The sequence below is a fragment of the Caulobacter sp. SRI_014 genome (genome assembly GCF_057586315.1).
This window is the reverse complement of the sequence record NZ_JBYCZQ010000003.1, coordinates 110,888-133,396: the sequence shown is the minus strand read 5'-3', so window position 1 is coordinate 133,396 and position 22,509 is coordinate 110,888. Positions and strand designations below refer to the sequence as shown.

Annotated in this window: 28 protein-coding genes; 12 read left to right on the top strand and 16 right to left on the bottom strand. The window is 67.9% G+C overall.

Going from position 1 to position 22,509, the window contains the following annotated elements; all coding sequences use genetic code 11:
* Nucleotides 1-150 precede the first annotated feature (150 nt).
* Complete coding sequence (locus AC2YG9_RS09280; RefSeq protein WP_487297677.1) at nucleotides 151-489, top strand: hypothetical protein; 339 nt, start codon at nucleotides 151-153, stop codon at nucleotides 487-489.
* Between the two features lie 78 nt (nucleotides 490-567).
* Here AC2YG9_RS09280 and AC2YG9_RS09275 read toward each other — a convergent pair whose 3' ends face one another.
* On the bottom strand, nucleotides 568-774 hold the full coding sequence (locus AC2YG9_RS09275) for a cold-shock protein (protein ID WP_271066175.1): 207 nt from the start codon (nucleotides 772-774) through the stop codon (nucleotides 568-570).
* Between the two features lie 286 nt (nucleotides 775-1,060).
* Here AC2YG9_RS09275 and AC2YG9_RS09270 point away from each other — a divergent pair, with 286 nt between their 5' ends.
* The 3 genes from AC2YG9_RS09270 to AC2YG9_RS09260 all read left to right on the top strand — a co-directional run bounded on the left by AC2YG9_RS09270 (nucleotide 1,061) and on the right by AC2YG9_RS09260 (nucleotide 4,642).
* Nucleotides 1,061-1,351: a hypothetical protein gene (locus tag AC2YG9_RS09270; protein WP_487297676.1), complete on the top strand. Its 291-nt coding sequence runs from the start codon at nucleotides 1,061-1,063 to the stop codon at nucleotides 1,349-1,351.
* A 116-nt stretch (nucleotides 1,352-1,467) separates the two neighbouring features.
* Nucleotides 1,468-2,973: an ATPase domain-containing protein gene (locus tag AC2YG9_RS09265; RefSeq protein ID WP_487297675.1), complete on the top strand. Its 1,506-nt coding sequence runs from the start codon at nucleotides 1,468-1,470 to the stop codon at nucleotides 2,971-2,973.
* Nucleotides 2,966-4,642, top strand: coding sequence for an ATP-binding protein (locus AC2YG9_RS09260; RefSeq protein ID WP_487297674.1), 1,677 nt, complete (start codon nucleotides 2,966-2,968; stop codon nucleotides 4,640-4,642). The genes AC2YG9_RS09265 and AC2YG9_RS09260 overlap by 8 nt, the downstream gene beginning before the upstream one ends.
* On the opposite strand, the gene AC2YG9_RS09255 is transcribed toward AC2YG9_RS09260, so the two are convergent.
* The 12 genes from AC2YG9_RS09255 to AC2YG9_RS09200 are packed head-to-tail and all read right to left on the bottom strand — an operon-like array spanning nucleotide 4,639 to nucleotide 16,385.
* Entirely contained in the window at nucleotides 4,639-5,256 is a 618-nt protein-coding gene (locus tag AC2YG9_RS09255) for a LysE family translocator (protein ID WP_487297673.1), read from the bottom strand. The two genes, AC2YG9_RS09260 and AC2YG9_RS09255, sit on opposite strands and share 4 nt — an antisense overlap.
* A 1-nt stretch (nucleotide 5,257) precedes the next feature.
* Nucleotides 5,258-6,478: a beta-ketoacyl-ACP synthase gene (locus tag AC2YG9_RS09250; RefSeq protein WP_487297672.1), complete on the bottom strand. Its 1,221-nt coding sequence runs from the start codon at nucleotides 6,476-6,478 to the stop codon at nucleotides 5,258-5,260.
* Nucleotides 6,478-7,218 carry a 3-ketoacyl-ACP reductase FabG2 gene (locus tag AC2YG9_RS09245; protein ID WP_487297671.1) on the bottom strand — a complete coding sequence of 247 codons (741 nt, stop codon included), beginning with the start codon at nucleotides 7,216-7,218 and terminating at the stop codon, nucleotides 6,478-6,480. Before AC2YG9_RS09245 ends, AC2YG9_RS09250 begins: the two co-directional genes overlap by 1 nt.
* Nucleotides 7,215-7,670, bottom strand: a complete 456-nt coding sequence (locus tag AC2YG9_RS09240; RefSeq protein WP_487297670.1) for a hotdog family protein — start codon at nucleotides 7,668-7,670, stop codon at nucleotides 7,215-7,217. Before AC2YG9_RS09240 ends, AC2YG9_RS09245 begins: the two co-directional genes overlap by 4 nt.
* Nucleotides 7,667-8,842 (bottom strand): beta-ketoacyl-ACP synthase, encoded by a 1,176-nt coding sequence (locus tag AC2YG9_RS09235; protein WP_487297669.1) that lies wholly within the window; start codon nucleotides 8,840-8,842, stop codon nucleotides 7,667-7,669. Before AC2YG9_RS09235 ends, AC2YG9_RS09240 begins: the two co-directional genes overlap by 4 nt.
* On the bottom strand, nucleotides 8,839-9,435 hold the full coding sequence (locus AC2YG9_RS09230; protein ID WP_487297668.1) for a DUF3261 domain-containing protein: 597 nt from the start codon (nucleotides 9,433-9,435) through the stop codon (nucleotides 8,839-8,841). Before AC2YG9_RS09230 ends, AC2YG9_RS09235 begins: the two co-directional genes overlap by 4 nt.
* A complete protein-coding gene (locus tag AC2YG9_RS09225; RefSeq protein ID WP_487297667.1) occupies nucleotides 9,432-10,670 on the bottom strand; it encodes an NAD(P)/FAD-dependent oxidoreductase in 1,239 nt (412 codons plus the stop codon). Before AC2YG9_RS09225 ends, AC2YG9_RS09230 begins: the two co-directional genes overlap by 4 nt.
* On the bottom strand, nucleotides 10,654-12,900 hold the full coding sequence (locus tag AC2YG9_RS09220) for an MMPL family transporter (protein WP_487297666.1): 2,247 nt from the start codon (nucleotides 12,898-12,900) through the stop codon (nucleotides 10,654-10,656). Before AC2YG9_RS09220 ends, AC2YG9_RS09225 begins: the two co-directional genes overlap by 17 nt.
* Nucleotides 12,901-12,906: 6 nt before the next feature.
* Nucleotides 12,907-13,437, bottom strand: a complete 531-nt coding sequence (locus AC2YG9_RS09215; RefSeq protein ID WP_487297665.1) for an outer membrane lipoprotein carrier protein LolA — start codon at nucleotides 13,435-13,437, stop codon at nucleotides 12,907-12,909.
* Between the two features lie 8 nt (nucleotides 13,438-13,445).
* Nucleotides 13,446-13,871, bottom strand: a complete 426-nt coding sequence (locus AC2YG9_RS09210; protein ID WP_487297664.1) for an acyl-CoA thioesterase — start codon at nucleotides 13,869-13,871, stop codon at nucleotides 13,446-13,448.
* Nucleotides 13,871-15,436, bottom strand: a complete 1,566-nt coding sequence (locus tag AC2YG9_RS09205; RefSeq protein ID WP_487297663.1) for an HAL/PAL/TAL family ammonia-lyase — start codon at nucleotides 15,434-15,436, stop codon at nucleotides 13,871-13,873. Before AC2YG9_RS09205 ends, AC2YG9_RS09210 begins: the two co-directional genes overlap by 1 nt.
* A gap of 22 nt (nucleotides 15,437-15,458) precedes the next feature.
* Nucleotides 15,459-16,385: a lysophospholipid acyltransferase family protein gene (locus tag AC2YG9_RS09200; protein WP_487297662.1), complete on the bottom strand. Its 927-nt coding sequence runs from the start codon at nucleotides 16,383-16,385 to the stop codon at nucleotides 15,459-15,461.
* Nucleotides 16,386-16,532: 147 nt separating this feature from the next.
* Here AC2YG9_RS09200 and AC2YG9_RS09195 point away from each other — a divergent pair, with 147 nt between their 5' ends.
* The 8 genes from AC2YG9_RS09195 to AC2YG9_RS09160 are packed head-to-tail and all read left to right on the top strand — an operon-like array spanning nucleotide 16,533 to nucleotide 20,612.
* The gene (locus tag AC2YG9_RS09195) at nucleotides 16,533-16,994 is read left to right on the top strand and encodes a hypothetical protein (RefSeq protein ID WP_487297661.1); all 462 of its coding nucleotides are present in this window, start codon (nucleotides 16,533-16,535) and stop codon (nucleotides 16,992-16,994) included.
* 34 nt (nucleotides 16,995-17,028) lie between these two features.
* On the top strand, nucleotides 17,029-17,478 hold the full coding sequence (locus AC2YG9_RS09190; RefSeq protein WP_487297660.1) for a YbjQ family protein: 450 nt from the start codon (nucleotides 17,029-17,031) through the stop codon (nucleotides 17,476-17,478).
* 30 nt (nucleotides 17,479-17,508) lie between these two features.
* Nucleotides 17,509-17,964, top strand: a complete 456-nt coding sequence (locus AC2YG9_RS09185; RefSeq protein ID WP_487297659.1) for a hypothetical protein — start codon at nucleotides 17,509-17,511, stop codon at nucleotides 17,962-17,964.
* 30 nt (nucleotides 17,965-17,994) lie between these two features.
* The gene (locus tag AC2YG9_RS09180; RefSeq protein ID WP_487297658.1) at nucleotides 17,995-18,450 is read left to right on the top strand and encodes a hypothetical protein; all 456 of its coding nucleotides are present in this window, start codon (nucleotides 17,995-17,997) and stop codon (nucleotides 18,448-18,450) included.
* Nucleotides 18,451-18,488: 38 nt separating this feature from the next.
* Complete coding sequence (locus tag AC2YG9_RS09175) at nucleotides 18,489-18,947, top strand: hypothetical protein (protein ID WP_487297657.1); 459 nt, start codon at nucleotides 18,489-18,491, stop codon at nucleotides 18,945-18,947.
* Nucleotides 18,937-19,404 carry a hypothetical protein gene (locus AC2YG9_RS09170; protein ID WP_487297656.1) on the top strand — a complete coding sequence of 156 codons (468 nt, stop codon included), beginning with the start codon at nucleotides 18,937-18,939 and terminating at the stop codon, nucleotides 19,402-19,404. Before AC2YG9_RS09175 ends, AC2YG9_RS09170 begins: the two co-directional genes overlap by 11 nt.
* Nucleotides 19,401-19,847 carry a hypothetical protein gene (locus AC2YG9_RS09165; protein WP_487297655.1) on the top strand — a complete coding sequence of 149 codons (447 nt, stop codon included), beginning with the start codon at nucleotides 19,401-19,403 and terminating at the stop codon, nucleotides 19,845-19,847. The genes AC2YG9_RS09170 and AC2YG9_RS09165 overlap by 4 nt, the downstream gene beginning before the upstream one ends.
* Before the next feature lie 27 nt (nucleotides 19,848-19,874).
* Nucleotides 19,875-20,612: a glycosyltransferase family 2 protein gene (locus AC2YG9_RS09160; RefSeq protein ID WP_487297654.1), complete on the top strand. Its 738-nt coding sequence runs from the start codon at nucleotides 19,875-19,877 to the stop codon at nucleotides 20,610-20,612.
* A gap of 61 nt (nucleotides 20,613-20,673) precedes the next feature.
* Here the strand turns inward: AC2YG9_RS09160 and AC2YG9_RS09155 are convergent, their stop codons facing one another.
* The 3 genes from AC2YG9_RS09155 to AC2YG9_RS09145 all read right to left on the bottom strand — a co-directional run bounded on the left by AC2YG9_RS09155 (nucleotide 20,674) and on the right by AC2YG9_RS09145 (nucleotide 22,507).
* A complete protein-coding gene (locus tag AC2YG9_RS09155; protein ID WP_487297653.1) occupies nucleotides 20,674-21,246 on the bottom strand; it encodes a hypothetical protein in 573 nt (190 codons plus the stop codon).
* Nucleotides 21,247-21,274: 28 nt separating this feature from the next.
* Nucleotides 21,275-21,940, bottom strand: coding sequence for a hypothetical protein (locus AC2YG9_RS09150; RefSeq protein ID WP_487297652.1), 666 nt, complete (start codon nucleotides 21,938-21,940; stop codon nucleotides 21,275-21,277).
* A gap of 84 nt (nucleotides 21,941-22,024) precedes the next feature.
* Nucleotides 22,025-22,507, bottom strand: coding sequence for a hypothetical protein (locus AC2YG9_RS09145; RefSeq protein ID WP_487297651.1), 483 nt, complete (start codon nucleotides 22,505-22,507; stop codon nucleotides 22,025-22,027).
* Nucleotides 22,508-22,509: the final 2 nt, after the last annotated feature.

Genomic DNA, 22,509 nt, shown 5'->3' with positions numbered 1-22,509 from the left:
GTATATGTCCGGCATCGCTGGCCAAGACCCTTGGGCGCCAGCGGCTGAGAGAGACGGCGAGACGCCGCGCACTCCCGCCTGAAGGCCCCTGGCGCGGCGCATGGATATCCATGACCGTCGCGCTTTCGGCCGTCCCTTACAGGAGCTGCCATGATCGAGGAAGGATTCGTCCGCCTCTACGCCAACGACTTCGCCAGCCTGGCCGCCCGCGCCGAGGCCGGGGTTGAGGTCGAGGCCCTGGTCCAGAAGCGGATCGGCGAAGCCCGTAGCCACGCGGCCCTGATGGACGCGCGCAAGGGCGGTGACCATCTGCCGGCGGTCGCCGACCGCCTGGTCGAGGAATCCCTGCGCACCAGCAGCCGTGTCGTCCGCGAGATGCAGGACGTCGAGGGCGCCATGGCCCGTCGCCGCGCCTTCCTGGAGCGGGTCGCCGACATTCTGCGCACCCCGCCGATGGCCGCCAAGGCGACGATGGCCGTTCGCGGCTAGCGACGGTTCCGCAGGCAATGAAAAAGGGCCGGCTCCTCGCGGAGCCGGCCCTTCTCGTCTGTCGAACCTGAGAGGCTATTAAGCCTGGAGGTTGCCAGCGGACATCTTGCCGCTACGCTTGTCCTTCTCGAGTTCGTACGTGATCTTTTGACCTTCTTCGAGGCCGCGGAGACCCGCGCGCTCGACGGCCGAGATGTGCACGAAGACGTCGGCGCCACCTTCATCGGGTTGGATGAAGCCGAAGCCCTTGGTTCCGTTGAACCACTTAACGGTGCCGGTAGACATATTGGTAGTCCTTAGTTCATGAGTTCTCGCCCACGCGCGAGTCGCGCGGGTGATCAAGTTCGAGATGGTTTGGGGGCAGGTCCGGGCGTTTCACTGAGTGAAACAGGGATATACAGCCGAACCGAGACGAATTCGATGACCCAAAACTGACAGGTCTCCGAGGTTTCCGCAAGGAATATCTCTGGAAGTGTTCTTCCGGGGCTCGTAATGGCCTACAAGCATCCCGATATGACTTTCAGGCGTTTTGTCGATGGACGGCGAATCCTGCCGGCCATCGGAGCCTTTCATGACCCTTCTCGACCGCCTGCCTGGCCTGACCGACGCCGAGGTCAATAACCTGCTGGCCAACGCCCGTCGCCTCAGCGAGGGCGATCATGCCGCCCGCAAGGCGGCCGCCGCTGAAATCCTGCCCGCCCTTGAGGCCGAGGCGAAAACCCGCGCCGAGGCGCGCTCCGCCGCCCTGTCGGCCGCCCGCAAGGCCCGAGGCCCGGCCAAGCGGAAGGTCGCCGTCGAAGAGGTGGCCGAGGAAGAGTCAGCCGAAGACGAGCAGGAAGAAGAGGTCGCCGAACTGGTCTGATCGGAGCCTGCTGGAAGACATCCTCCCGCGCCTGCAACCTGGATCGGGTTCTTGCGTTGACGAAAACAGGGGCGAGTTTGGATGGAACTCCACCCGGTGGAGGGCTTTTTCCAGACATGAAGACACCTCATCCGGAGGATCCGGCGCGGATCTCGACCGGCAATCCCGGCCTTGACGAGATCCTGCTGGGCGGCCTCGACGCCGACCGGATGTACCTCTACGAAGGCCGTCCCGGCACCGGCAAGACGACCATCGCCTTGCAGTTTCTGATGGAGGGCGTCCGCCTCGGCGAACGGGTCCTCTACATCAGCCTGTCGGAAACCCGGCGGGAACTGGAACTGGTCGCCCGCCGCCATGGCTGGAACCTCGACGGCATCGACATCTTTGAACTTGTGCCGCCCGAGAACGTGCTCGATCCCGAGCGGGAGCTTACGGTCCTGCATCCGGCCGAGGTCGAGCTCAGCGAGACCACCAAGCTGATCTTCGAGAAGGTCGAGGCGCTCAACCCGACCCGACTGGTGGTCGACAGCCTGTCCGAGCTGCGCCTGCTGGCCCAGGGCTCGTTGCGCTATCGGCGCCAGATCCTGGCCCTGAAGCACTTCTTCACCACCCGGCAATGCACGGTCGTCCTGCTCGACGACCTGACCGCCCACGAGAACGACCTGCAGCTTCACTCCATCTCGCATGGCGTGTTGCTGCTCGAGCAACTGGCCATCGAGTACGGCGCCGAGCGCCGGCGCCTGCGGGTGGTCAAGATGCGCGGCATCAACTTCCGGGGCGGCTACCACGACTTCAAGATCGAGAAGGGCGGTCTGGCCATCTATCCGCGGCTGGTGGCTGCCGAGCATCACGCCACCTTCACCGGAACCTTCACCCCCAGCGGCAACGCCGAACTCGACAGGCTGCTCGGCGGCGGTCTGGAGCGGGGCACCAACGCCCTGCTGATCGGGGCCGCCGGGGTCGGCAAGTCGTCGGTCGCCCTGACCTACGCCATTGCCGCCGCCGAGCGGGGCGAGCACGCCGTCTACTTCGCCTTCGATGAGGGACGCGGTACGCTGGAGGCCCGCGCCCAGACCCTGGGCCTGCCGCTGACGGTCCAGCTGGAGAGCGGCAGGATCCGCTACCAGCAGATCGACCCGGCCGAGATGTCGCCGGGTGAGTTCGCCGACAATGTCATCCGCAGCGTCGAGGAGGGCGGCGCCCGCGTTGTCATCATCGACAGCCTGAACGGCTACCTCAACGCCATGCCGGACGGACGCTTCCTGATCCTGCAGATGCACGAGCTGCTCAGCTACCTGGCCCAGCAGGGCGTGCTGACCATTCTCGTCCTGGCCCAGCACGGCCTGGTCGGGCCGATGGAGACGCCGCTCGACATCAGCTACCTCAGCGACGCGGTCATCATGCTGCGCTACTTCGAGCATGCCGGCGTCGTCCGCCGGGCCCTGTCGGTGGTCAAGAAGCGCAGCGGCAATCACGAGCACACCATCCGCGAGTTCAAACTGTCCTCGGAGGGCATCTCGGTCGGCCCGCCATTGACGAATTTCAGCGGTGTCTTCTCCGGGACTCCGACCTACCTGGGCGACGACGGGCCCCTGCTGGACGTACGGGGCCAGGGTGTCTGAAGTGGACACCTCGCTGCGTGTGCTGGTCTACGCCCCCATCGGGCGGGACGGCCCCGCCTCGGCCGAACTGCTGCGGCGCGGCGGACTCACCGCCCTGGTCTGCGAGGATCTGCCTTCCCTGGTGAGGGAACTGCGCAATGGCGCGGCGGCGGTGTTCGTCGCCGAGGAGGGGCTGTTCGGCAAGGACCTGTCCGACCTCTCGGCCTGGATCGCGGCCCAGCCGGCCTGGTCGGACCTGCCTTTCGTGGTGCTGACCAGCCGCCATGAGCAGCCCCGGGTAGCGGCCTGGCGCCTGACCGTCGTCGAGACCCTGCGCAACGTCTCCCTGCTCGAACGGCCCGTGCAGCCGATCACCCTCAGCAGCGCGGTGCAGGCGGCCCTGAGGGCCCGCAGCCGGCAGTATGAGGTCCAGGCGCTTCTGGTCGCCCGCGAGAAGGCGGCTCACGATCTGGAGGCGCTGGTCGCCGCCCGCACCGAGGAGCTGCGCACCGCCAACGCCGAGCTGGTCACCCAGATCGCCGAACGCGCCCGCATCGAGGAAAACCTGCGCCAGGCCCAGAAGATGGAGGCCATCGGCCAGCTGACCGGCGGCGTCGCTCACGACTTCAACAACCTGCTGATGGTGATCCAGGGCGGCCTCGACCTGATCGACCGCCAGGACGATCCGGCCCGCCGCGCCCGGCTGCTGCAGGGCATGCGCCAGGCCGCCGATCGCGGCTCGGCCCTGACCCGCCAGCTGCTCGCCTTCTCGCGCCGCCAGCCGCTGGCGCCCGAGGCCGTCGACCTGCAGACCCGGATCGGCGGCATGCGCGAACTGCTCGACCGTTCCCTGCGCGGCGACGTCCATGTCGATCTGGAGTTCGACGACCGCCTGTGGCCGGTCGAGGTCGATCCTGGCGAGCTGGAGCTGGTCGTCCTCAACCTGGCTTTCAACGCCCGCGACGCCATGCCCAAGGGCGGCGAGATCATCATCTCGGCCCGCAATGTCGAGGGTTGGCGCGAGGGCGACATCATCGGCGACTTCGTGCGGCTGGAGGTGAGCGACAACGGCTCGGGCATGAGCGAGGCGGTCAAGGCGCGGGTCTTCGAGCCCTTCTTCACCACCAAGGAGATCGGCAAGGGCTCGGGCCTGGGCCTCGCCCAGGCTTACGGCTTCGCCCGGCAGTCGGGCGGCTCGGTGCGTATCGAGTCCAAGGTTGATGAGGGGACCAGCGTCATCCTCATGCTGCCCCGCTCGAGCAAGGCGGTCAGCGAGACCCCGAGGCCCGCACTCGACACCGGCACGGCCCGTCCGCCCGGCCGGTTCAGCGGTTGCGTCCTGCTGGTCGAGGACGATGACGAGGTCGCCGCCCTGGTCACCGAGATGCTGCACCAGATCGGCTTCGACGTGACCCGCGCCGCTTCCGCGGCCGGGGGCCTGGGCGCCCTGGCCAACGGCCGCAAGATCGATGTGGTGTTCAGCGACATCATGATGCCGGGGGCCATGAACGGCGTCGACCTGGCCCGCGAGATCCACAGCCGCCGCCCCGACCTGCCGGTCCTGCTGACCAGCGGCTTCGCCGAGGCCAACCGCCGGGCGGCCGAGGATGTCGGCGTGCATGTGCTGCCCAAGCCCTACCGGCTGGACGACCTGGCCAACGCTATTCGCGAGACGATGGGAACCGCCTAGTGGGCGGCGGCGGCCACGGCGCTGACGGTGGTCCAGGCCGAGCTGCCCAGCACCATGGCGAACACCACCAGGGCGCTGGCCCCGATCCGGCTGACCAGGCCGCCGGCCAGCTTGCCGCCGCTGCCGGCCCGCAGGGCTGAGCCGAGCGCGATCCAGCTGCCGCCGACCAGCACGATCAGGCCGCAGAGGCCGGCGAGGTAGGGCAGGCTCTGCAGCACCCGCCGGTCGGCCAGGTGGGGCAGGATGAGGAAGGCGAAGATGACCGCCTTGGGGTTCAGGAGGGTGGTGGTGAATACGCGCCGGAAAGGGACCGGCGCCGAGGTGATCAGCGACCTGGAGCCCTCGCGCCACAGCTTCACGGCCAGATAGACCAGGTAGAGGGCGCAGAGGCCCTTGAGGGTCACCGCCACCATCAGGTTGCCGCGCACCAGCGGACCCAGCACCAGCGACAGGGTCAGGATTGAGATCATGTAGCCGCCGAGCTCGGCGCCCAGCAGGCGCAGGGATGGCCGGAGGCCCGCCGCCGCTCCGGACATGGCCAGCAGGGTGTTGGTCGGACCGGGCGTGGCCAGCAGGGTCAAGGCGGCCAGGATGAAGGCAATCGGATCGGTCATCTCAAACGCGCCCGAAAATCACCGAGGTGTTGATGCCGCCGAAGGCGAAGTTGTTGGAGGCGAAGAACTCGCCGCCGCTGACATCGCGGAATTCACCGTGGATGTAGTCCAGCGCCGCGCAGCGTGGGTCGGCTTCCTTGAAGTTGGCGATCGGCGCGGCCACGCCCTGGCGCAGCATCTCGATGCCCAGCCAGGCCTCGATGGCGCCGCAGGCCCCCAGGGTGTGTCCGAAGTGGCCCTTGAGGGTGTGGAACGGGATCTTGTCGCCGTAGACCTCCATGGTGGCCGTGGCCTCCGAGGTATCGCCGGCCACGGTGGCGGTGCCGTGGCCGTTGATGAAGGCCAGGTCGCTGGCCGACAGGCCGGCGTCGCGCAGGGCTTCCCGCATGACCACGGCCTGGACGTCGCCGTCCGGGTGGCTGATGTGCGCCCCGTCGGCGTTGGTGGCGAAGCCCTTGATCTCCGCCAGTGGCGTCGCGCCACGGGCCAGGGCATGTTCCAGCTCTTCCAGAACCAGGAAGGCGGCGCCCTCGCCGGTGACCAGGCCGTCGCGGGAGACGTCGAACGGCCGGCTGGCGGTGTGGTCGTTGATCTTGCTGGTGGCGTAGAGGCGGTCGAAGACCATGGCCATGGTCGGGCAGAGCTCTTCCGAACCGCCGGCCAGCATGACGTCGGCCTTGCCCAGCTGGATGGCCTCGACGCTGTAGCCGATGCCCTGGCTGCCCGAGACACAGGCGCTGGAGGTGGTGATCACCCGGCCCTTGATGCCGAAATAGACGCTGACGTTGACCGGCGCCGTGTGGGCCATCATCCGGATGTAGCTGGTGGCGTTCAGCTTGCCGGCCTTGCCGGTGACCATGAAATTGCCGAAGTCGACGGTCGGCTCGGTCGAGCCGTAGGAGGAGCCCGCCGCGACGCCGACCCGGCCCGTGGCCAGCACCGGATCGTCTTTCAGGCCTGCCATCTGCAGGGCGCGGTCGGCGGCATCGACGGCCAGCACGGCGCAGCGGCCCATGCTGCGCATGGCCTGGCGGGGGAAGTGGCCCTCATGCTTGAACCAGTCGGCGCCGCCGGCGACCTTGATCCCCATGTCGGTGAGGCGTTCCCACTCGGGCATGTAGCGGATACCGGTCTTGCCCGCGCGCATCCCTGCCTCGATTTCGGTCCATTGCTGGCCCATCGAGGTGATGCCGGCCATTCCGGTGACCACCACACGACGCATCACACCAATCCCCCATTTACCCCAATGACTTGCCGGGTGATGTAACCCGCATTGGGCGAAAAAAGAAACGCGATCAATTCACTGACCTCGTCGACCTGGCCGATCCGCCCCATCGGAATCGCCTGGATGACCTCGGGCCGCACCTCGCCGATCATGCCGGTGTCGATCAGGCCCGGGGCCACGGCGTTGACGCAGATCTTGCGGCTGGCCAGCTCGACCGCCAGCGCCTTGCAGGCCCCGATGATTCCGGCCTTGGCGGCGCTGTAATTGACCTGCCCCCGGTTGCCCATGACGCCCGAAACGCTCGACAGGGCGATGATCCGCCCCCCGTCGCGCCGCCGGATCATCGGCATGGTGAGCGGGTGGACCACATTGTAGAAGCCGTCGAGATTGGTCCGCAGCACCGCGTCCCAGTCCTCGCCATTGATCGCCGGGAAGGCGTTGTCGCGGGTGATGCCGGCGCTCAGCAGGATGCCCCAGTAGGCGCCCTTGTCCTCCAGCCGCGCGTTGAGCGCCGCCGTGACCGCCGCCCGGTCCGAGACGTCGAAGCTGATCAGGTCGGCCTCGCCGCCGGCGGCGCGGATTTCCCCGGCCGTCGCTTCCGCGCCCGCGCGGTCGCCGCCGTAGTGGACAGTGACCGGATGGCCGGCCGCGCCGATACGGATGGCGCTGGCCCGGCCGATGCCCTTGCTGGCCCCGGTGACCAGCACCGGACGTTTGGCGTTCAGCTCGCGGCTCACAGCTTGGTTCCTTCAAGATAGGCGGCCATGTCCTCCGGCTGGAAGACGTTGACGGTGGCGTTGGCGATTTCGGTTCCGTCGGCTTCGAGGACCCGGCACTGATAGCTGGAGGTCTCGCCGTCGATCAGACAGGTCGATTCCAGGGTCAGCACTTCGCCGGGCTGTAGCCAGCTGCGCGTGGCCGCGAATTTGCGACATCCGAGCAAGAAGCCCAATTCGGGTCCCTGGCCGCGCCGGAAGCGGCGCAGGCCGTCGGTGATGCAGATACCCTGGGCCATCATCTCGAAGGCGACATAGGTCGGCACGCCCTTGCCCGGGATCAGGAACAGGTTGTCGGCGGTGACCGTGTGTTCGGCCCGCGTGGTTTCGCCCTCCTCGCCGACGATGCGGTCGACGAGCAGCATCGGGCGCTTGTGCGGAACGAGGCGTTCGACGTCTGGGTATGTGGTCATGACTGGCTGAGGATGACCGCGGCGTTGTTGCCGCCGAAGGCGTAGGAGGCGGAGAGGGCGTGCTTGAGGCCCCCGGCCCGGTCGCCGGGCGCGGCCAGGCGGACGGCGGCCAGCTCCGGATCGGCCTGGCCGTCCCAGATATGCGGCGGCAGGGCGCCGCCGTTCTCGAAGGCCAGCAGGCAGAAGCTGGCCTGCACCGCGCCAGCGGCGCCCAGCGTGTGACCGGTCAGGGGCTTGGTCGAGCTTACGGGGGTGGCATCGCCGAACACCCGGTTGATGACGCCCGCTTCCATACGGTCGTTCAGCTCGGTGCCGGTGCCGTGCAGATGAACATACCCGATATCGGAAGGATCCAGCGCCGCCATGGCCAGGGCCCTGCGGGCGGCCGCCTCGCCCCCGGCCCCGGTCGGATCCGGCGCGCTGATGTGGTGGGCGTCGCTGGTCTCGCCCCAGCCGGCGACACGAACCGGCGTCTCGTCGACCGTCAGCAGGAACAGGCCCGCGCCCTCGCCGATGTTGATGCCCTTGCGGTTGATGCTGAAGGGGTTGGTCAGTTCGGGGCTGAGGGCCTCAAGCGCCCCGAAGCCGTTGAGGGTCAGGTCGCAGAGGGTGTCGAGGCCGCCGCACAGCACCGCATCGCACAGGTCGGCGGCGATCAGCCGGGCCCCCGCCGCGATGGCCTTGGCCCCCGAGGTGCAGGCGGTGGAAACCGCATAGGCCGGTCCCGCCGCGCCGGTCAGGGCGCAGGCCGCGGCGACCGGGTCGTTCAGCTCCTGGACGTCGAAGTGATAGCCCCTGGGCCAGTCCCGGCCCTCCATCTTGGTGCGCAGGGCGTTCAGGCTTTCATCGACACCGGACGTGCTTGTGCCCAGAACGACGCCGACGCGGCGGGCGCCGTATGTCTCGATGGCGGCGGCGACGGCCGGCCCGATGTCCTTCAACACATGGCCCAGCATGCGGTTGGTGCGGCTGCGCCTCGGCTGGTCGTCCAGCTCACCTTCGCCCAGCGAAAAGCCCAGGGCGCCCACCGGCACGGTCCGGCCATCGGCCAGGGTCCAGCGGCCAGCCACGGTCGGCGGGGCGGCGCTGAACAGCTTCGCCGCCACCTCGGCCCGATCGGCGCCCAGGGCGCAGGTTACCGCATGGCTACGGACGTAGGCCCGGCGGCTCACTGGCCGGCCTCGCGGGAGACGATCGTCAAGCTGTAGCCGAAGTCGTGATTGGTCAGGGTGCGTTTGCTGGAGCCGTCGGCGTCGCGCACGGCCGGCGGGATGTCGATCACCAGTGCCTTGCCGCGCACCAGCTTGCGGTGACCATCGGGGTAGTCCCAGACCTCCAGCCGCCCGCCGAGCGCCTTCTCCAGCGCCGGCTTGGGCCAGTTGGCCATGACCATGTCGGCCAGCACATTCTCGGCCCGGAAGCCGGGCGGCGGGGCGCCATCGGTCCTGGTGTGCACGCCCGTATCGTCCCAATCGATCTGGGCGACGCGGGGCCCAGCCGGGGCGGTGACGATGATGGTCACCTTTGACGGCGACAGGCTGACCAGGGCGTCGAAGGCCACCTTCTGGGGGCCGTACCTGGCGACGATCGACTGGGCCATCTCCTTCTCGCCCGGATAGCCGGGCGGCAGGGGAAGGGTCAGGTAGACCTTGTCGCGCGCCACTGCCGCCTGGCCGGGCGGCGGCGGCGGACCAGCCGGCGGGCCGGTGACGCAGCCGGCCAGCGTTGCCGCGGCCAGCAGGAGGGCGAGCAGGCGGCCGGTCATTCCTTCATCGTGGTCAGGTAGCGGTCCACGGTCTTCAGGTACTTGTCGGGCTGCTGCACGATCGGGTTGTTGCGGTCCCAGGCGTAGCCGGCGAGCACCGAGGTCAGGTGACGGACGATGTCGTTGGTCTCGTCCGGCTTGTTGAAGATGATCCGCTGCAGGCTCTCGTCGTACCAGGTGGCGACGCAGGCCCGGAAGGTGTCGATGCCGACGTAGAGTTCGTCGGAGAACTCCTTCTGCCAGTCGACGGTCTCGCCGTTCAGCTGTCGGTCGATCAGGCCGGTGGCCAGCTGGGCCGACTTCAGGGCGATGGTGACGCCCGAGGAGAAGACCGGGTCGAGGAACTCGGCGGCGTTGCCGAGCAGGGCGTAGGAGGGGCCGTAGAGGCTTTTGACGCTGCAGGCGTAGCCGTGAATCGTGCCGGGCTCACGGTAGGGCTGCTTGTTCTTCAGCACCTCCTTCATCCGGGTGGTGGCGCCGACCAGGGTGTCGAGGCGCTCCTGCTCGGTCTCGCCGGCGGCCTTGATGATCTCGGGCGAACCGACCACGCCCATCGAGCTGATGCCATCGGCCAGCGGGATCAACCAGTACCAGACGTGGCGATGCTCGGGGTGGATGGAGACCAGGATCTTGTTCCGGTCGAAGGTCGGGTCGTCGATGTTGTCCACGACCTGGCAGAAGACGCCCTGGCGCGGCGGGAAGTTGGACGGCACCTCGATGTCCAGCAGCCGGCTGAGGGTGCGGCCAAAACCGCTGCCGTCCAGGCAGAATCGGGCCTCGATGGTGCGCACATCGCCGGCCTCGTTCCTGACCGTCAGCTTGCAGCCGTCCTCGTCGCTTTCGAAGGCGGTGACCTCTTCCCCATAGACCACCTTGGCCCCCATCTCGGCGGCGCCGTCGGCCAGGATCTTGTCGAACTTCGACCGCATCACCTGGATGGTGGTTCCGGGGCCCGGGGCCGACTTTTCGGGGAAATAGATGTCCTTGTAGTCTTCCTTGTACTGGAAGGCCGCGCCGTCCTTGAACTGGAAGCCGCCCGCCTCGACAGCCGGCAGCAGGCCGGCGTCGTCCAGGATGGCGATGGACTGCGCCAGCAGGCTCTCGCCGATCGAGAAGCGCGGGAAGTGGGTCTTTTCGATCACCTCCACCGTGCGACCCTTCTGGCGCAGGAAGGCGGCGGCGGCCGCGCCCGAGGGACCTGCCCCGATGATTACGACATCAAGCTTCTCGGACATCTCTTCCCCCGAAGTACGCAGCGATAAAGGACAACCCGTAAGAGATGGCGAGGCCCGCCGCAACGGCGATCCCGAACGCCCGCACGGGATAGGTGGAACTGAGGCTCAAAAGGCCCATCGACAGGATGGCCGTCAGGGCGGTGATCAGGATGGGCAGGCCGGCCAGCGGCGAGCGTTTGCCGATGGCCGCCTCGTAGTGAAGGATCGAATAGTCGGCCCCGGTGCCGACCACCACGAAGGCCCCCATCAGCGAGAAGAAGCTCATCGGCGTGCCCAGCGCGCTGGCCGCGATGACCCCGCCGGCGACGCCCATGGCCGGGGCGATCAGCACGCTCAGCGAGGAGAAGCGGCGATAGATAACCAGGAGCACCAGGCCGATGGCCAGAAAGGCAGCGAGGACCGCCAGGCCGGCCATCCGGCGATAGCTGCCGAAAGCCTCGCTGTAGGCGCTGGCCGGATCAACATAGGCGGCGTTGTTCAGCCCCTTGGTGGCGGCGATGACGGCGGGAGCGGCGGCCTCCGGCACGGGGGCGATCAGATAGCTGAGGTGCTCCGACTCGCCGCCCAGGCTGGCGATCCAGTCGGGCAGCTTGACGCCGGCGGGGGCGTCATAGGGCTTGAACTCGGCGACCGGGATGCCGAGCAGCGCCGCCCGCTCGGGCAGGCGCGGCCCGATCAGCTGTTCGCGAATGCGTTTCTCCGCGGTCAGGCGGTTCATCTGCGGCGGATCGAACAGGCCGGGGCTGAGGATGCCGGCCCGCGCCTCGGCGGGCAGGGCGGCCAGCACCGAGGCTTCGGTCGCCTTGGCGGACTGGGCGGTTGGGCCCCAGGAGAGCAGGAAATTGGGGCTGAAGGCGACGCCCGAGGCCTTGCGCACCGCTTCCTCTTCCGCGACCAGCTGGGGCGAGCGCGGCTGGAACTTGCGCACGTCGTCGAGGGTCGAGAAGTGGGTGATGGCCCAGGCGGCCCCTGCCGTGAAGACGGCCAGGAAGGCGCCAAGGGTCCAGGCGTTCCAGGAGAGCCGGCCGCGGGCCGTTTCCAGCCCGGACCAGACGCCGGCGAACCGTTCGGCGCGGCTCTCGGACACCCGGCGGTCAAACAGCGGCACGATCAGGAAGGCGCAGGCCCAGGCGCTGAGCAGGCCGCCGACCGCGAACACCGCCATCTGGCTGAAGATCGGCACCCCGAACAGGGCCAGGCAGCCGAACCCCATGGCCGAGGTGATCATGCAGACCGTGACCGGCCGGAAGATCATCCTGTTGCGCTCGGCCGGATCGGCCCAGCGGGTCATCGGCCCCGTGGAGAGGTAATAGATGGCGTAGTCGGCGGTGACCCCGACAAAGGCCGAGCCAAACACGAAGGTCAGCATGTGGACGGTCGGAAAGACGGCGAACACGGCGGCCAGTGAGCCCAGATAGCCCGCCCCGACCACCAGCAGGGTGATCGGCAGGGCCCGGAACCGCCGGAAGACGATCAGCAGCAAAAGGACGATCCCGAGGGTCGAGGCGATCCCGACCGTCGAGATGTCTTTCCTGGCGTGTTTGGCCCCGTCCTCGGCGTGGAAGGCGGCGCCGGCCCGGGCGATCTTCACCCCGTCGGCCTTGTGGGTTTCCGTCCAGGCGGCGACGACCTCGGTGAAGCGCCCTTGCGTGTCCAGCTTGAAGGCCGAACCGGTCAGGCGGCCGCTGATCAGCACCGAGCCGTCTTCGCCGGCTGTCCCGAAGCCGGTCGTCGGCAGCAGACAGCCGGTCAGGCGGAGAGTCAGCAGGAACGGGTCGCGCAGCAGCATCTCGCCACTGACCGGCGCCACCGGCGAATAGAGCTGGACCAGCGAGGACTGCACCACGCCTTCGGCGTCGAGCGGGGCCGTCAGCGGCTCGCAGCTCAGCTGGTTGCGGTTGGCGAACAGCCAGCGGCCAGTCTGTTCGCCATCGACGGCGGAATCGACGAAAACGCCACTGTCCTTGAGCCGTTTGGACAGGTCGGCGGCGGCCTCCTGAGCCTTCTCCGGCGTCGGGGCCGAGACCAGCATGGCCACCCGGGCCGAAGCGGCGGCGCCGGCCTGGACCATGGCCTCGCGGATCGGGGGCTTCAGCGCCTTGGCGGGCAGCAGGGACTGGATATCAGTGTCCAGCGCGCCGCCGCCCAGCAGGCGGAACGCGATGAAGGCCGCCGCGAGCACGCAGGCGACCAGATAACCCCACAGAACTCGCTTGCGCCCCCCCGACACGTCAGATCACCCTTTGCGCACGGCGCCCATCTCGATGGCGATGGTGTCGCCGTTGGCCTGGCGGATGGTCACCGCCTCGGCGCGGGCGCAGCCAGCGATCTCGATGGTGGTCAGGAACCGCCCGAGGTTGGCGTCCTTCGGTTTCAGGTTGAGCTTCCAGGCTCCGCCCGGCGCGACCGCCCCGCCGCTGATCGTGTAGTAGCGCTTCAGGGCGTCGTAGTTGCCGCTGAGGATCTCGAACAGGCCCGAACTGCGCAGGAAGGGATCGGCCGAGGCCGGGCCAACGGCCTGGGCCGGGCCGCCCTGGACCGACTGGGTAATTTTGCCCGGGGTAATTGTCAGGCGAACGTCGACGGGCTTGACCACCCGCCAGTCGATGCGGCCCGGCCTGGCGGCCGCGACGCCGGTGGAGATCAGCGGCGTCTTCATGCTGGCCAGACGACGGGTCTGCTTGAAGTCGAAGCTGCCGGTCTGGGCCTTCAGCTTGAACGGGTCGGCGCAGGCGGCGAAGGACGGGCCCGCCCCCAAACCAATCAAGCCCGCGATCAGGCCGCCGACAACCAGGGCGACAGCTTCTCGCGCAGAATGGGCGGGGTTTCCCAAAGCATCGTCTCCGTTTCAATCTCGACCGCCACCTGCACACTCGAGCAGCGGTTCAACCTTTGACCGGTTTTCAGGTCCTTGAATTCATAGTCGATTTTGAGGCGGTTTTCCCATTCCACAATGCCGGCGACGATTTCGATCTCCTGATGCAGGCGCATCGGTCGCGCATAGCGGAATCGCATGTCGATGATCGGCCAACCATAGCCCGAGGCGACCATAGCCTCGTAGCCGTAGTCGATCTTGTCCAGGATGGCGACGCGGCCAAGCTCCATGAACTTGGGGTAGTAGCCGTGCCAGACGATGTTCATCGAGTCGATGTCGTAGAACTGCGGCTTGGCCGTGGTCGTCGCCGAGACGATAGCCTTCATCAGATGTCCGCCAGGATCCCCGACCACTGGCCGGCGGCGAGGCTGGCGCAGAGGCCGCGCAGGGTTTTGTCGAGCGGGGCGTCCTCGTCGATGAACGGCACGTGGTCGCCGGTTTCCTTGAGGAAGTCGCCGACGCGTTGACCCAGTTCGGCTTCCTTCAGGCCGCCATCGCGCAGGCGCAGGCGGACGGCCTGGCTGCAGGCGATGATGTGGGCGGCGGCGACCTGTTCGGTCAACTCCAGCACGCGCAGGCAGTCCCGGGCGGCGATGGTGCCCATCGAGACCTTGTCCTGGTTGTGACACTCGGTCGACCGGCTGAACACCGAGGCCGGCATGGTCAGCTTCAGGGCTTCGGCGGTCCAGGCCGAGACACCGATCTGCACGGCCTTGAGACCATGGTTGATCGGAGCACGGTCGCCGGTGGCGCCCGACAGGTTGGACGGCAGGCCGTTGTTGTAGCGAGTGTCGACCAGCAGGGCGAGCTGGCGGTCCATCAGGTCGGCCAGGTTGGCGATCAGGTTCTTGAGGCTGTCCATCACGAAGCAGATGTGGCCGCCGTAGAAGTGGCCGCCGTGCAGGGTGCGGCCGGTCTCGGGGTCGAACAGCGGGTTGTCGTTGGCGCTGTTGATCTCGGTCTCGATGGTCGCCTTGAAGTGGCCCAGCATGTCTTCCAGCACGCCGACCACGTGCGGGGTGCAGCGGATCGAATAGCGATCCTGCAGGCGGGTGGGCGTGTGCAGACGGGCGAATTCCGCCAGGTCGGCGCGGATGCGGGCCCCGACGCGCATCTGGCCGGGGTGCGGCTTGGCGCTCATCAGGGCTTCGTCGAAGTGGGCCGGATTGCCGAGCAGGGCCAGCGACGCCATCGAGGTCAGGCGGCAGACCAGCTTGGACATCTGTTCGGCGCGGTGGAAGGCGAGGGCGGCCAGACCGGTCATGACGGCCGTGCCGTTCATGATGGCCAGGCCCTCTTTCGGCTTCAGCTTGATCGGCGTCAGGCCGGCCTTGGCGAAGGCCTCGGCCGAGCTCATCACCTGGCCGTTGTAGAGCACGTCCCGTTCACCGGCGAGGGCGCCGGCTATGTAGCTGAGCGGGGTCAGGTCGCCGCTGGCGCCGACGCTACCCTCGGCCGGAATCTGCGGCAGGATGTCGAGACGCAGCATGTCGGCCAGCAGCTTGACCAGATCAAGGCTGACGCCCGACCAGCCGCGCATCAGGGTCACCAGGCGCACGGCCATGACCGCCCGGGTCTCGTGCGGGTCGAGGATGCGGCCGAGGCCGCAGCCGTGGAAACGGGTCAGGTGAAGCGGCAGCTCGGTGACCAGCGGGTTGGGCACGCCGCGAGTGACGCTGTCGCCATAGCCGGTGGTGACGCCGTAGATGACGCCTTCACGGGCCAGGGTGGCCGCCACATGGTCGGCCGAACGGGTGATGGCGGCGAGGGCCGTTTCCTTGGTGGTCAGGCGCAGGGCCACGCGGCCCGTGGACAGGGCCCAGACGTCGTCGATGCTCAAGGGCCCGTCGCCAAACGCGATGCCCTGACTGTAGCCGGAAAAATCGTTCACGCCGTCCATAGCCCCCAAACCCCTACAGTCGCCAGAAATCATAAAAGTTGAACCATTGGAACGGGTTGGCGAGCGCCTGTTCCTCGAGAACCTTGGCAAAACGGTTCACGGTGCCCTGCAGGGCTGCTTCGCGGTCCTTACGTGGAAAATCAAGCCGTTCACTGAACTTCCGCAGGATGACGCGATATCTGCCTTCCTGCCGCACGGAAAACAGCGTGTAGACAGGACATTTCAGCGCGGACGCCAGGATGAAGGGCCCTGCCGGGAAGGGCGCGTCCTCACCAAGGAAGGGCGCCCAGATCGACGGGCTCTTGCCGCCGGGCGCGACGCGGTCGGCCAGGATCACCGCCCAGTCGCCGTTTTCCATCGAGGCGGCCAGGGTCATGGCGGCGGCCAGGCCGAGGTCCGTGACCTCAATGATCCGCACGCTGGAGGCCGGGGCCATCCTGGCCATCATCTCGGCAAACTTGGCGGCATTGGCGCTGTGGGCCAGGATGTTGACGCCTCGCCGCTCGCCAAGCGTGGCGATGGCCCGCATGACCTCCGGCACCCCCAGATGGGCCGACAGCACCACGGCCCCGCGACGGTCGGCCCGCACCTCGTTGAACTCGGGATCGTCCAGCCCAACGGTTTTTTCCGGCGGAATGTCGCCCAGCCAGGCGGAGAACCGGTCCAGCGCACCGCCGGCGAAGGTGAACTGGTGCTTGAGGCCGGTCCACCAGGTGACCTCCCCGATGTCGGCCCCGTGGGCCTTGGCCCGGCGCAGCCAGTCGAGCGAGGCTTCCCGCTGCCGCTTGCCCGTGACGTAGAAGTAGAAAACCAGCGGGGCCATGATGAGCATGGTCACCCTACGACCCAGCAGACGGTAGACCGTGGCCACGAACCACAGTCCCGCAAACGCGCCCCGCTCGGCCGTGTTGGCCCAGGTCGCCGCCATACGCTCAGTCATCCCCCGGTTTGGTCATCACCCGACCCATGCTGGGCGCTGTCTTAGGGCAGGCAAACCATCGCGTCCACGTTGAGTCTGATGCTCTGCGGTGTATTGTCTCTGGGCTGTTGTTCGCGGGTCGCGGACCCGCTCGAAATGGGGATCTTCATGCAAAAGCTCGTTGCCGCCGTCGCCCTGCCGCTCGCCGCGATCATCGCCTTCGCACCCGCCGCCACCAGCCCTTCCTGGGCCGCCGGCCGCGACGAGCACATCAACTTCCCCATCGCCGACGTACTGAACAACCCCGAGTTCAAGGACAAGCTGCCGACCGGCGTCCGCTTCTACTTCGGCAAGGAAACCGCCCGGATGGGCAAGGGTCTGGGCGAGACCCGCACCAACAAGAAGACCAGCTCGTTCAAGAAGTCCGACAAGACCGCCTGTGAATGGGCCATGCTGAGCGCCCTGATCGCCATCGGGGAGGACGCCAGGTCGCGGGGCGGCAACGCCGTTGTCGGTATCGTCTCGAACTACAAGGATGTAGAGACCAGCAGCAAGGACACCTACGTCTGCGGCGCCGGCGGCATCATGGCCGGGGTGGCGCTGAAGGGGACGGTGGCCACCGTCAGATAGTGCAGTGCGCGTAACCGGTTCGGGGGGAACCAGCATGAAGTTCAGAGTTTCGGTCATCGCCATGGCGCTGGCCTGTGCGGTGGCCTTGCCGGCGCTGGCCGCAATCCCGCGCGGCGACAGCTACCTGATCGCCAATGTCCTCGGCGACAAGGTGTTGGGCCCGCGGGTGCCCAAGGACGTCCGCTTCTACTTCGGCGGCCAGCCGGCGAAGGTGACGAGCCCGCTCGGCGAGGTCAGCACCATCCGCAAGTCGGGGCCCAAGGCCAGCCGCAAGAAACCTGATCCCAAGGGCTGCGCCCGGGCCATGGCCAGCGCCCTGATCGCGCTGGGCGAACAGGCCCGGGCCAAGGGCGCCAACGCCGTTGTGGGCATCACCACCCATTACAAGGACGAAGTGACATCCAGCGCTGTCAGCTATCGCTGCGAGCGCGGCATGCAGCTGGTCAGCGTCCACATGATCGGCCAGGCGGCCATCGTCGAGTAAGCGTCGCGCCACTGGCGCAAGGGGGATGAGATGAAGCAGTTGAAGGTTCTGGCCCTGACGGCCGGATTGATCGTCGGCCTGGCGCCGGCGGCGGGCGTGCAGGCCTGGGGCGACGATGTGCGCACCTACGGCTTCAAGGCGGCGATGGCGGACCCCGTGTTCCTGGCCCGCGCCCCCAAGGACGTGAAACTCTACTTTGCCGACGAACCGGTGACGGTGACGTCGGAAATCGGCCCGACCAAGAGCATGCGCAAGCGGCCGACGCCCGCCCGCAAGACGCCCATCAGCACCGCCTGCATGACGACAGCCCGTGACGCTCTGATCGCCATGGCCCTCGATGCGCAGAAGAAGGGTGGCAACGCCGTCGTCGGCATCCGTTCGGTCACCGGTGAGACGCCCAGCGAAAGCAGGACGCAATACAATTGCGCCGTCGGCATGCAGATGCTCGGCGTCCACCTGACTGGAACCATCGCCCGGGTCGAGTAGCCCGCCACGCGTCCAACAAGGAGCACCGCCATGAAGCCGCAGCCCCTGATCGCCGCCGCCCTGTGCCTCGGCCTCGCCGCCGCCCCCTTGCAGGGCGCCTCGGCCGCCGCCCGGGACAGCGACAAGATCCTCACCCTGTCGGTGCAGGACCTGATCCACCACCCCGACTACGCGGTGAAGGTTCCGAGCGACATCAAGTTCTACTTCGAGGGCCAGCCGGTTACGGTGAAAAAGGTCATCGGCCCGGTCCGAACCAGCCGCAAGTCGAACAAGAAGTCTAACCTGCACCAGTCCTGCCAGTGGGCCATGTTCAGCGCCCTGATCGTGCTGGCCGACGCCGCCCGGGCCCAGGGCGGCAACGCCGTGGTCAACATCAAGTCGAACTTCGGCGAGGTCGAGACCTCGAGCGCCACCAGCTACAAGTGCGGTGTCGGCAGCCTGATGGTCGGCGTCGCCCTGAAGGGCGAAATCGCCGTCGTCGAGTAACGGCGATTGTGGGCCTCCAGGGCCAGGAAGGAAAAGCAATGACGCTCAAAACGTTCGGTTTGACGCTGACCTGTCTGGTCCTGGCGGTCGCGCCTCTGCAGGGCGCCAGCGCGGCGGCGAACGGGTCTGACAAGATCCGCACTCTCAGCCTGCAGGACCTGGCCGCCCACCCGGACTATGGGGCGAAGGTCCCGACGGACATCAAGTTCTTCTATGGAAACCAGCCGGCCAGAGTGACCAAGGTGCTCGGGCCGGTGGCGGTCACACGCAAGTCGAGCAAAAAGCACTCGAACCCGTCAGGCTCCTGCCAGTGGGCCATGTTCAGCGCCCTGATCGGCCTGGCCGAGGAAGCGCGGCTGCAGGGCGGCAACGCGGTGATCAACATCAAGTCGAACTTCGCGAACGTGCAGACGTCCAGCGAGACGGACTTCAAGTGCGGTATCGGCAACATCATGGTCGGCGTGGCCCTGACCGGCGAGGTGGCGATTGTCGAATAGGACGAGGCGTCGCGCCATTGCCGCCATCGGCCTCGCCCTGACCGTCGCGTTCGCCCCCGCGTTGGGGATGGCCAGCGGACCGGCGGGCGAGGACGAGGTGGTGCTCGATATGCCGCTGTCGGTGCTGGGCAAGCCGGAGAACCGCGAGCGCATCGGCAGCGACATTGCGTTTCAGTTCGCTGACGGGCCGATCGCGACCCCGACGGAAGGACGCATCAAGTCAAACCGCAAGGTGCGAAACACCACCCTGGGCGTCGAGCGTGATTGCGAAGCCGCGTTGGTCCAGACCATCGAGGCGATGGCGACCCTGGCGCGCAAGCGCGGTGGTGATCGTGTGGTCGGCGTGCGCTCCTTCTGGCGCGGCTATCCGACGGCCAGCGCCGCGACCTACAAATGCGGTCGCGGCCGCTCCATCACCGGCGTGTCCTTCATCGGCAATCTAGAGAGTTCAAGATGATGTCGTTCCGTCCCCTTGCCGCGGCTGCGCTCAGCGCCCTACTCATGGTCACGGTGACCGGCGCCTCCAAGGGCGGCGCGCAGGTGCTCGATGTCGGGATCGGCAAGCTGTTCAGCGATCCCGAGAACGCCGCGAAGCTGCCCGAAGGCGTGCGCTTCACCTTCGGCGACACGCCGGTCGAGGTGGTCCAGTCCCTCGGCCCGACCCGCAGCAACCGCGCCACCGTCAAGGGCGCCCGCACGCTGAGCGATGCCTGCCGTTGGGCCATGCTGGGGGTCCTCAAGGGTCTGGGCGAACAGGCCAGGGCCAAGGGCGGCAACGCGGTCATCCGCCTGACCTCGACAATCGATGACCAGCCGGGCACGGCGACCACCTTCCGCTGCCGCACCTCGAACAGCATCGTCCATGTCGCCGTCACGGGCGAACTGGCGCTGGTGAAATAGGTCCGCATCTCTGGCACATCTTCGCCCATGAGCTTTCGTCCGTGCGCGGTGATTCCCGCCTACAACCACTATCTGCGGCTGGGCCCTGTCATCGACGGGGTCCGGGCGCTCGGGCTCGACGTCTTCGTCATCGATGACGGCAACGTCGAGCCGACGCTGTCGGGCCTAGCCGCCTTTCACGCGCCGGAGAAGGGCGTGACGGTGATCCGCCGTCCGGTCAACGGCGGCAAGGGCGCCGCGGTCATGGACGGCTTCCGCCAGGCCGCCGCCGCCGGCTACAGCCACGCCCTGCAGATCGACGCCGACGGCCAGCACGAGCCCGAGCAGGCGGCGCAGTTTGTGGCGCTGGCCCGCGCCAACCCGACAGCGGTCATCGCCGGCCAGGCGACCTATGACGAGACCGTGCCCAAGGCCCGCAAGTTCGGGCGCTGGATCACCCACTTCTGGGTCTGGATCGAGACCTGCTCGCTCGACATCGCCGACAGCATGTGCGGTTTCCGGATGTACCCGCTCGGGCCGACGCTGAAGACCATCAACGCCGAACACATCGGCCCGCGCATGCAGTACGACACCGAGATTCTGGTCCAGCTCCACTGGCGCCGGACGCCGGTGATCAATGTGCCGGTCCGGGTCGTCTACCCGCCGGACAACACCTCGAACTTCCGGATGCTGCAGGACAATGTGCTGATCAGTCTGATGCACCTTGGGCTGGTTCTGCAGATGCCGGTGCGCATGCTGATCAAGCCGTTTCGCAAGGCTCCCTGAACGAAAAAGGCCCCATCCGATGGATGGGGCCTTCCTTGAACCGGGCGCTGTCGCCCCGGTCCTACTTCTTCTTCTTGTCGGTCGGCACGGCCGTGGTGACCTTCAGCTTCTGCTTGGCGAAGGCTTCCTTAGTCGAGGGGATCAGGTGCGGCCGGCCGGCCACGATGCCCATGCTCATCGTCTGCTCGACGTAGTAGGTCTCGTCGGCGTCGATCTCGAGGGTCAGGGCGTCCTTGGCCTCGGACTCGATGATGTAGGTGTGGGTGCCGGGCTCGACCGGCACGACCATGAAGGTGCCGCTCGGCAGCTTGGCGACGCCCACGCCGTTCTCACGGACCGAGAAGGTCAGCAGGAAGCCCGGCTGGCCGCCGCGACGGTAGAAGACGATCTGGCCCTTGCCCTCGGCCGGAGCCTCGACGACGCCGGGGATCGGCGCGGGGCGAGCCACGGGGGCGGCGGCAGGAGCGGGAGCGGGGGCCGGCGACTCGGCCGGAGCAGGAGCCGGCGCGGCCGGTTCGGCGGGCGCGGCTTCCGGCGCGGGCTGGGCCGGGGCGGCGGCTTCCTGGGCCAGGACGGGGAAGGCGGCCATGGCGGCGATCGCCAGCGGCAGCAGGGTAGTACGCAGGTTGAACATCACGTCGGTCCTCGGGTTGAAAGGTGCGTTATTGGGCGGCCGGCGCGGCGGCGGGCTGCGCCGGGATCGCCGTTGCGGGTTGAGCGGGCGACGGCTGGGCGGCCGGAGCCTCCGGGACCGGTATGGCGGGCACGTCGGCCGCCAGCTTGGCGTCGCCGGACGCGCCGGGCGCGATGGTGATCTCGCCGCCGGTCACGAAGATGCCGACGATACCGACATAGGGAACCATGCTCACCGCCATGGCGGTGCCGGAACGGTTCTCGCCGCCGGACCCGAAGCGGAAGGTGCGCACCGGGATGCGCTTGCCGTCGTATTCGATCCAGCGCGCGGCCAGCACGAGCTTGGCCGGGGCGCCGCCAATGCCGGCGCGGGCCGAGTCGACGACCTGTCCCTGGCCCGGGACACCGGCCGGCACGACCACCTTGCCATCGTGCATGATTGGGGTGGCCAGGCGGATGGCGAAGGTGGCGCCCTGCTTGTGGGTCTTGGTGCTGACCGTTTCGGCGATCTCGATGCGGATCGGGGTGCCGGACGCGATGACCGGACCGGCCGGAACGGCGGGCGCCGGGGCGGCCGGCGCGAGCGCTTCGGCCACCGGCGCGGACGGCGCCGCTTCGGGCGCGGTCTGGGCCGCAGCATCGAACGCAACAAGACATGCGGCCGCCGCGGCGACCGCCAACATGGTCGATTTCATACTCGAGCCCCCCATACACGCCCCCTGTACGGCTACAGTGATGCTTTTAGTCTGGCAATCCGCAGAGTGTCGCACGGCGCTCGGTCAACCGGCGCGCGCGTGGCTCCAGACCAGACTTAAGACGAAGCCCTGGTCGGGCAAGGCCTGCAGCAACCATGCATCGCCGACCACGATGGGGTCGGTCGACAGGTTGGCGCCCGCGATCCGGATCAGCTCCGGCGTCGGATCGCGCCCGAAGGCCTTGAACCATGCCTCCCCGAACGTCCAACCCCGAAAGAACTGTTCCGGCGTCACCGCTTCCGCCGCTCCGAGGTAGTGCTCGGCGATCTCGGCCATCCGTCGGCGCGGATCGACCCATTCGACATCGATACCCAGCCGCATGATCGGCGGAGCGGCCACGGCGGCGGCGATCAGGCCCCGGCCATGGCTGCGCGAGAACACGGTCGCGGCCGGGTCCAGCTCGGCCTGCAAGGCGCGCGCGGCGGCGCTCTCCAGCGCCTTGGGCGGGCGCTGGCCTGGCTCATGGTCCGGCAGACGGCGAACGGCGTATCGCGGCCGTTCGCTCACCA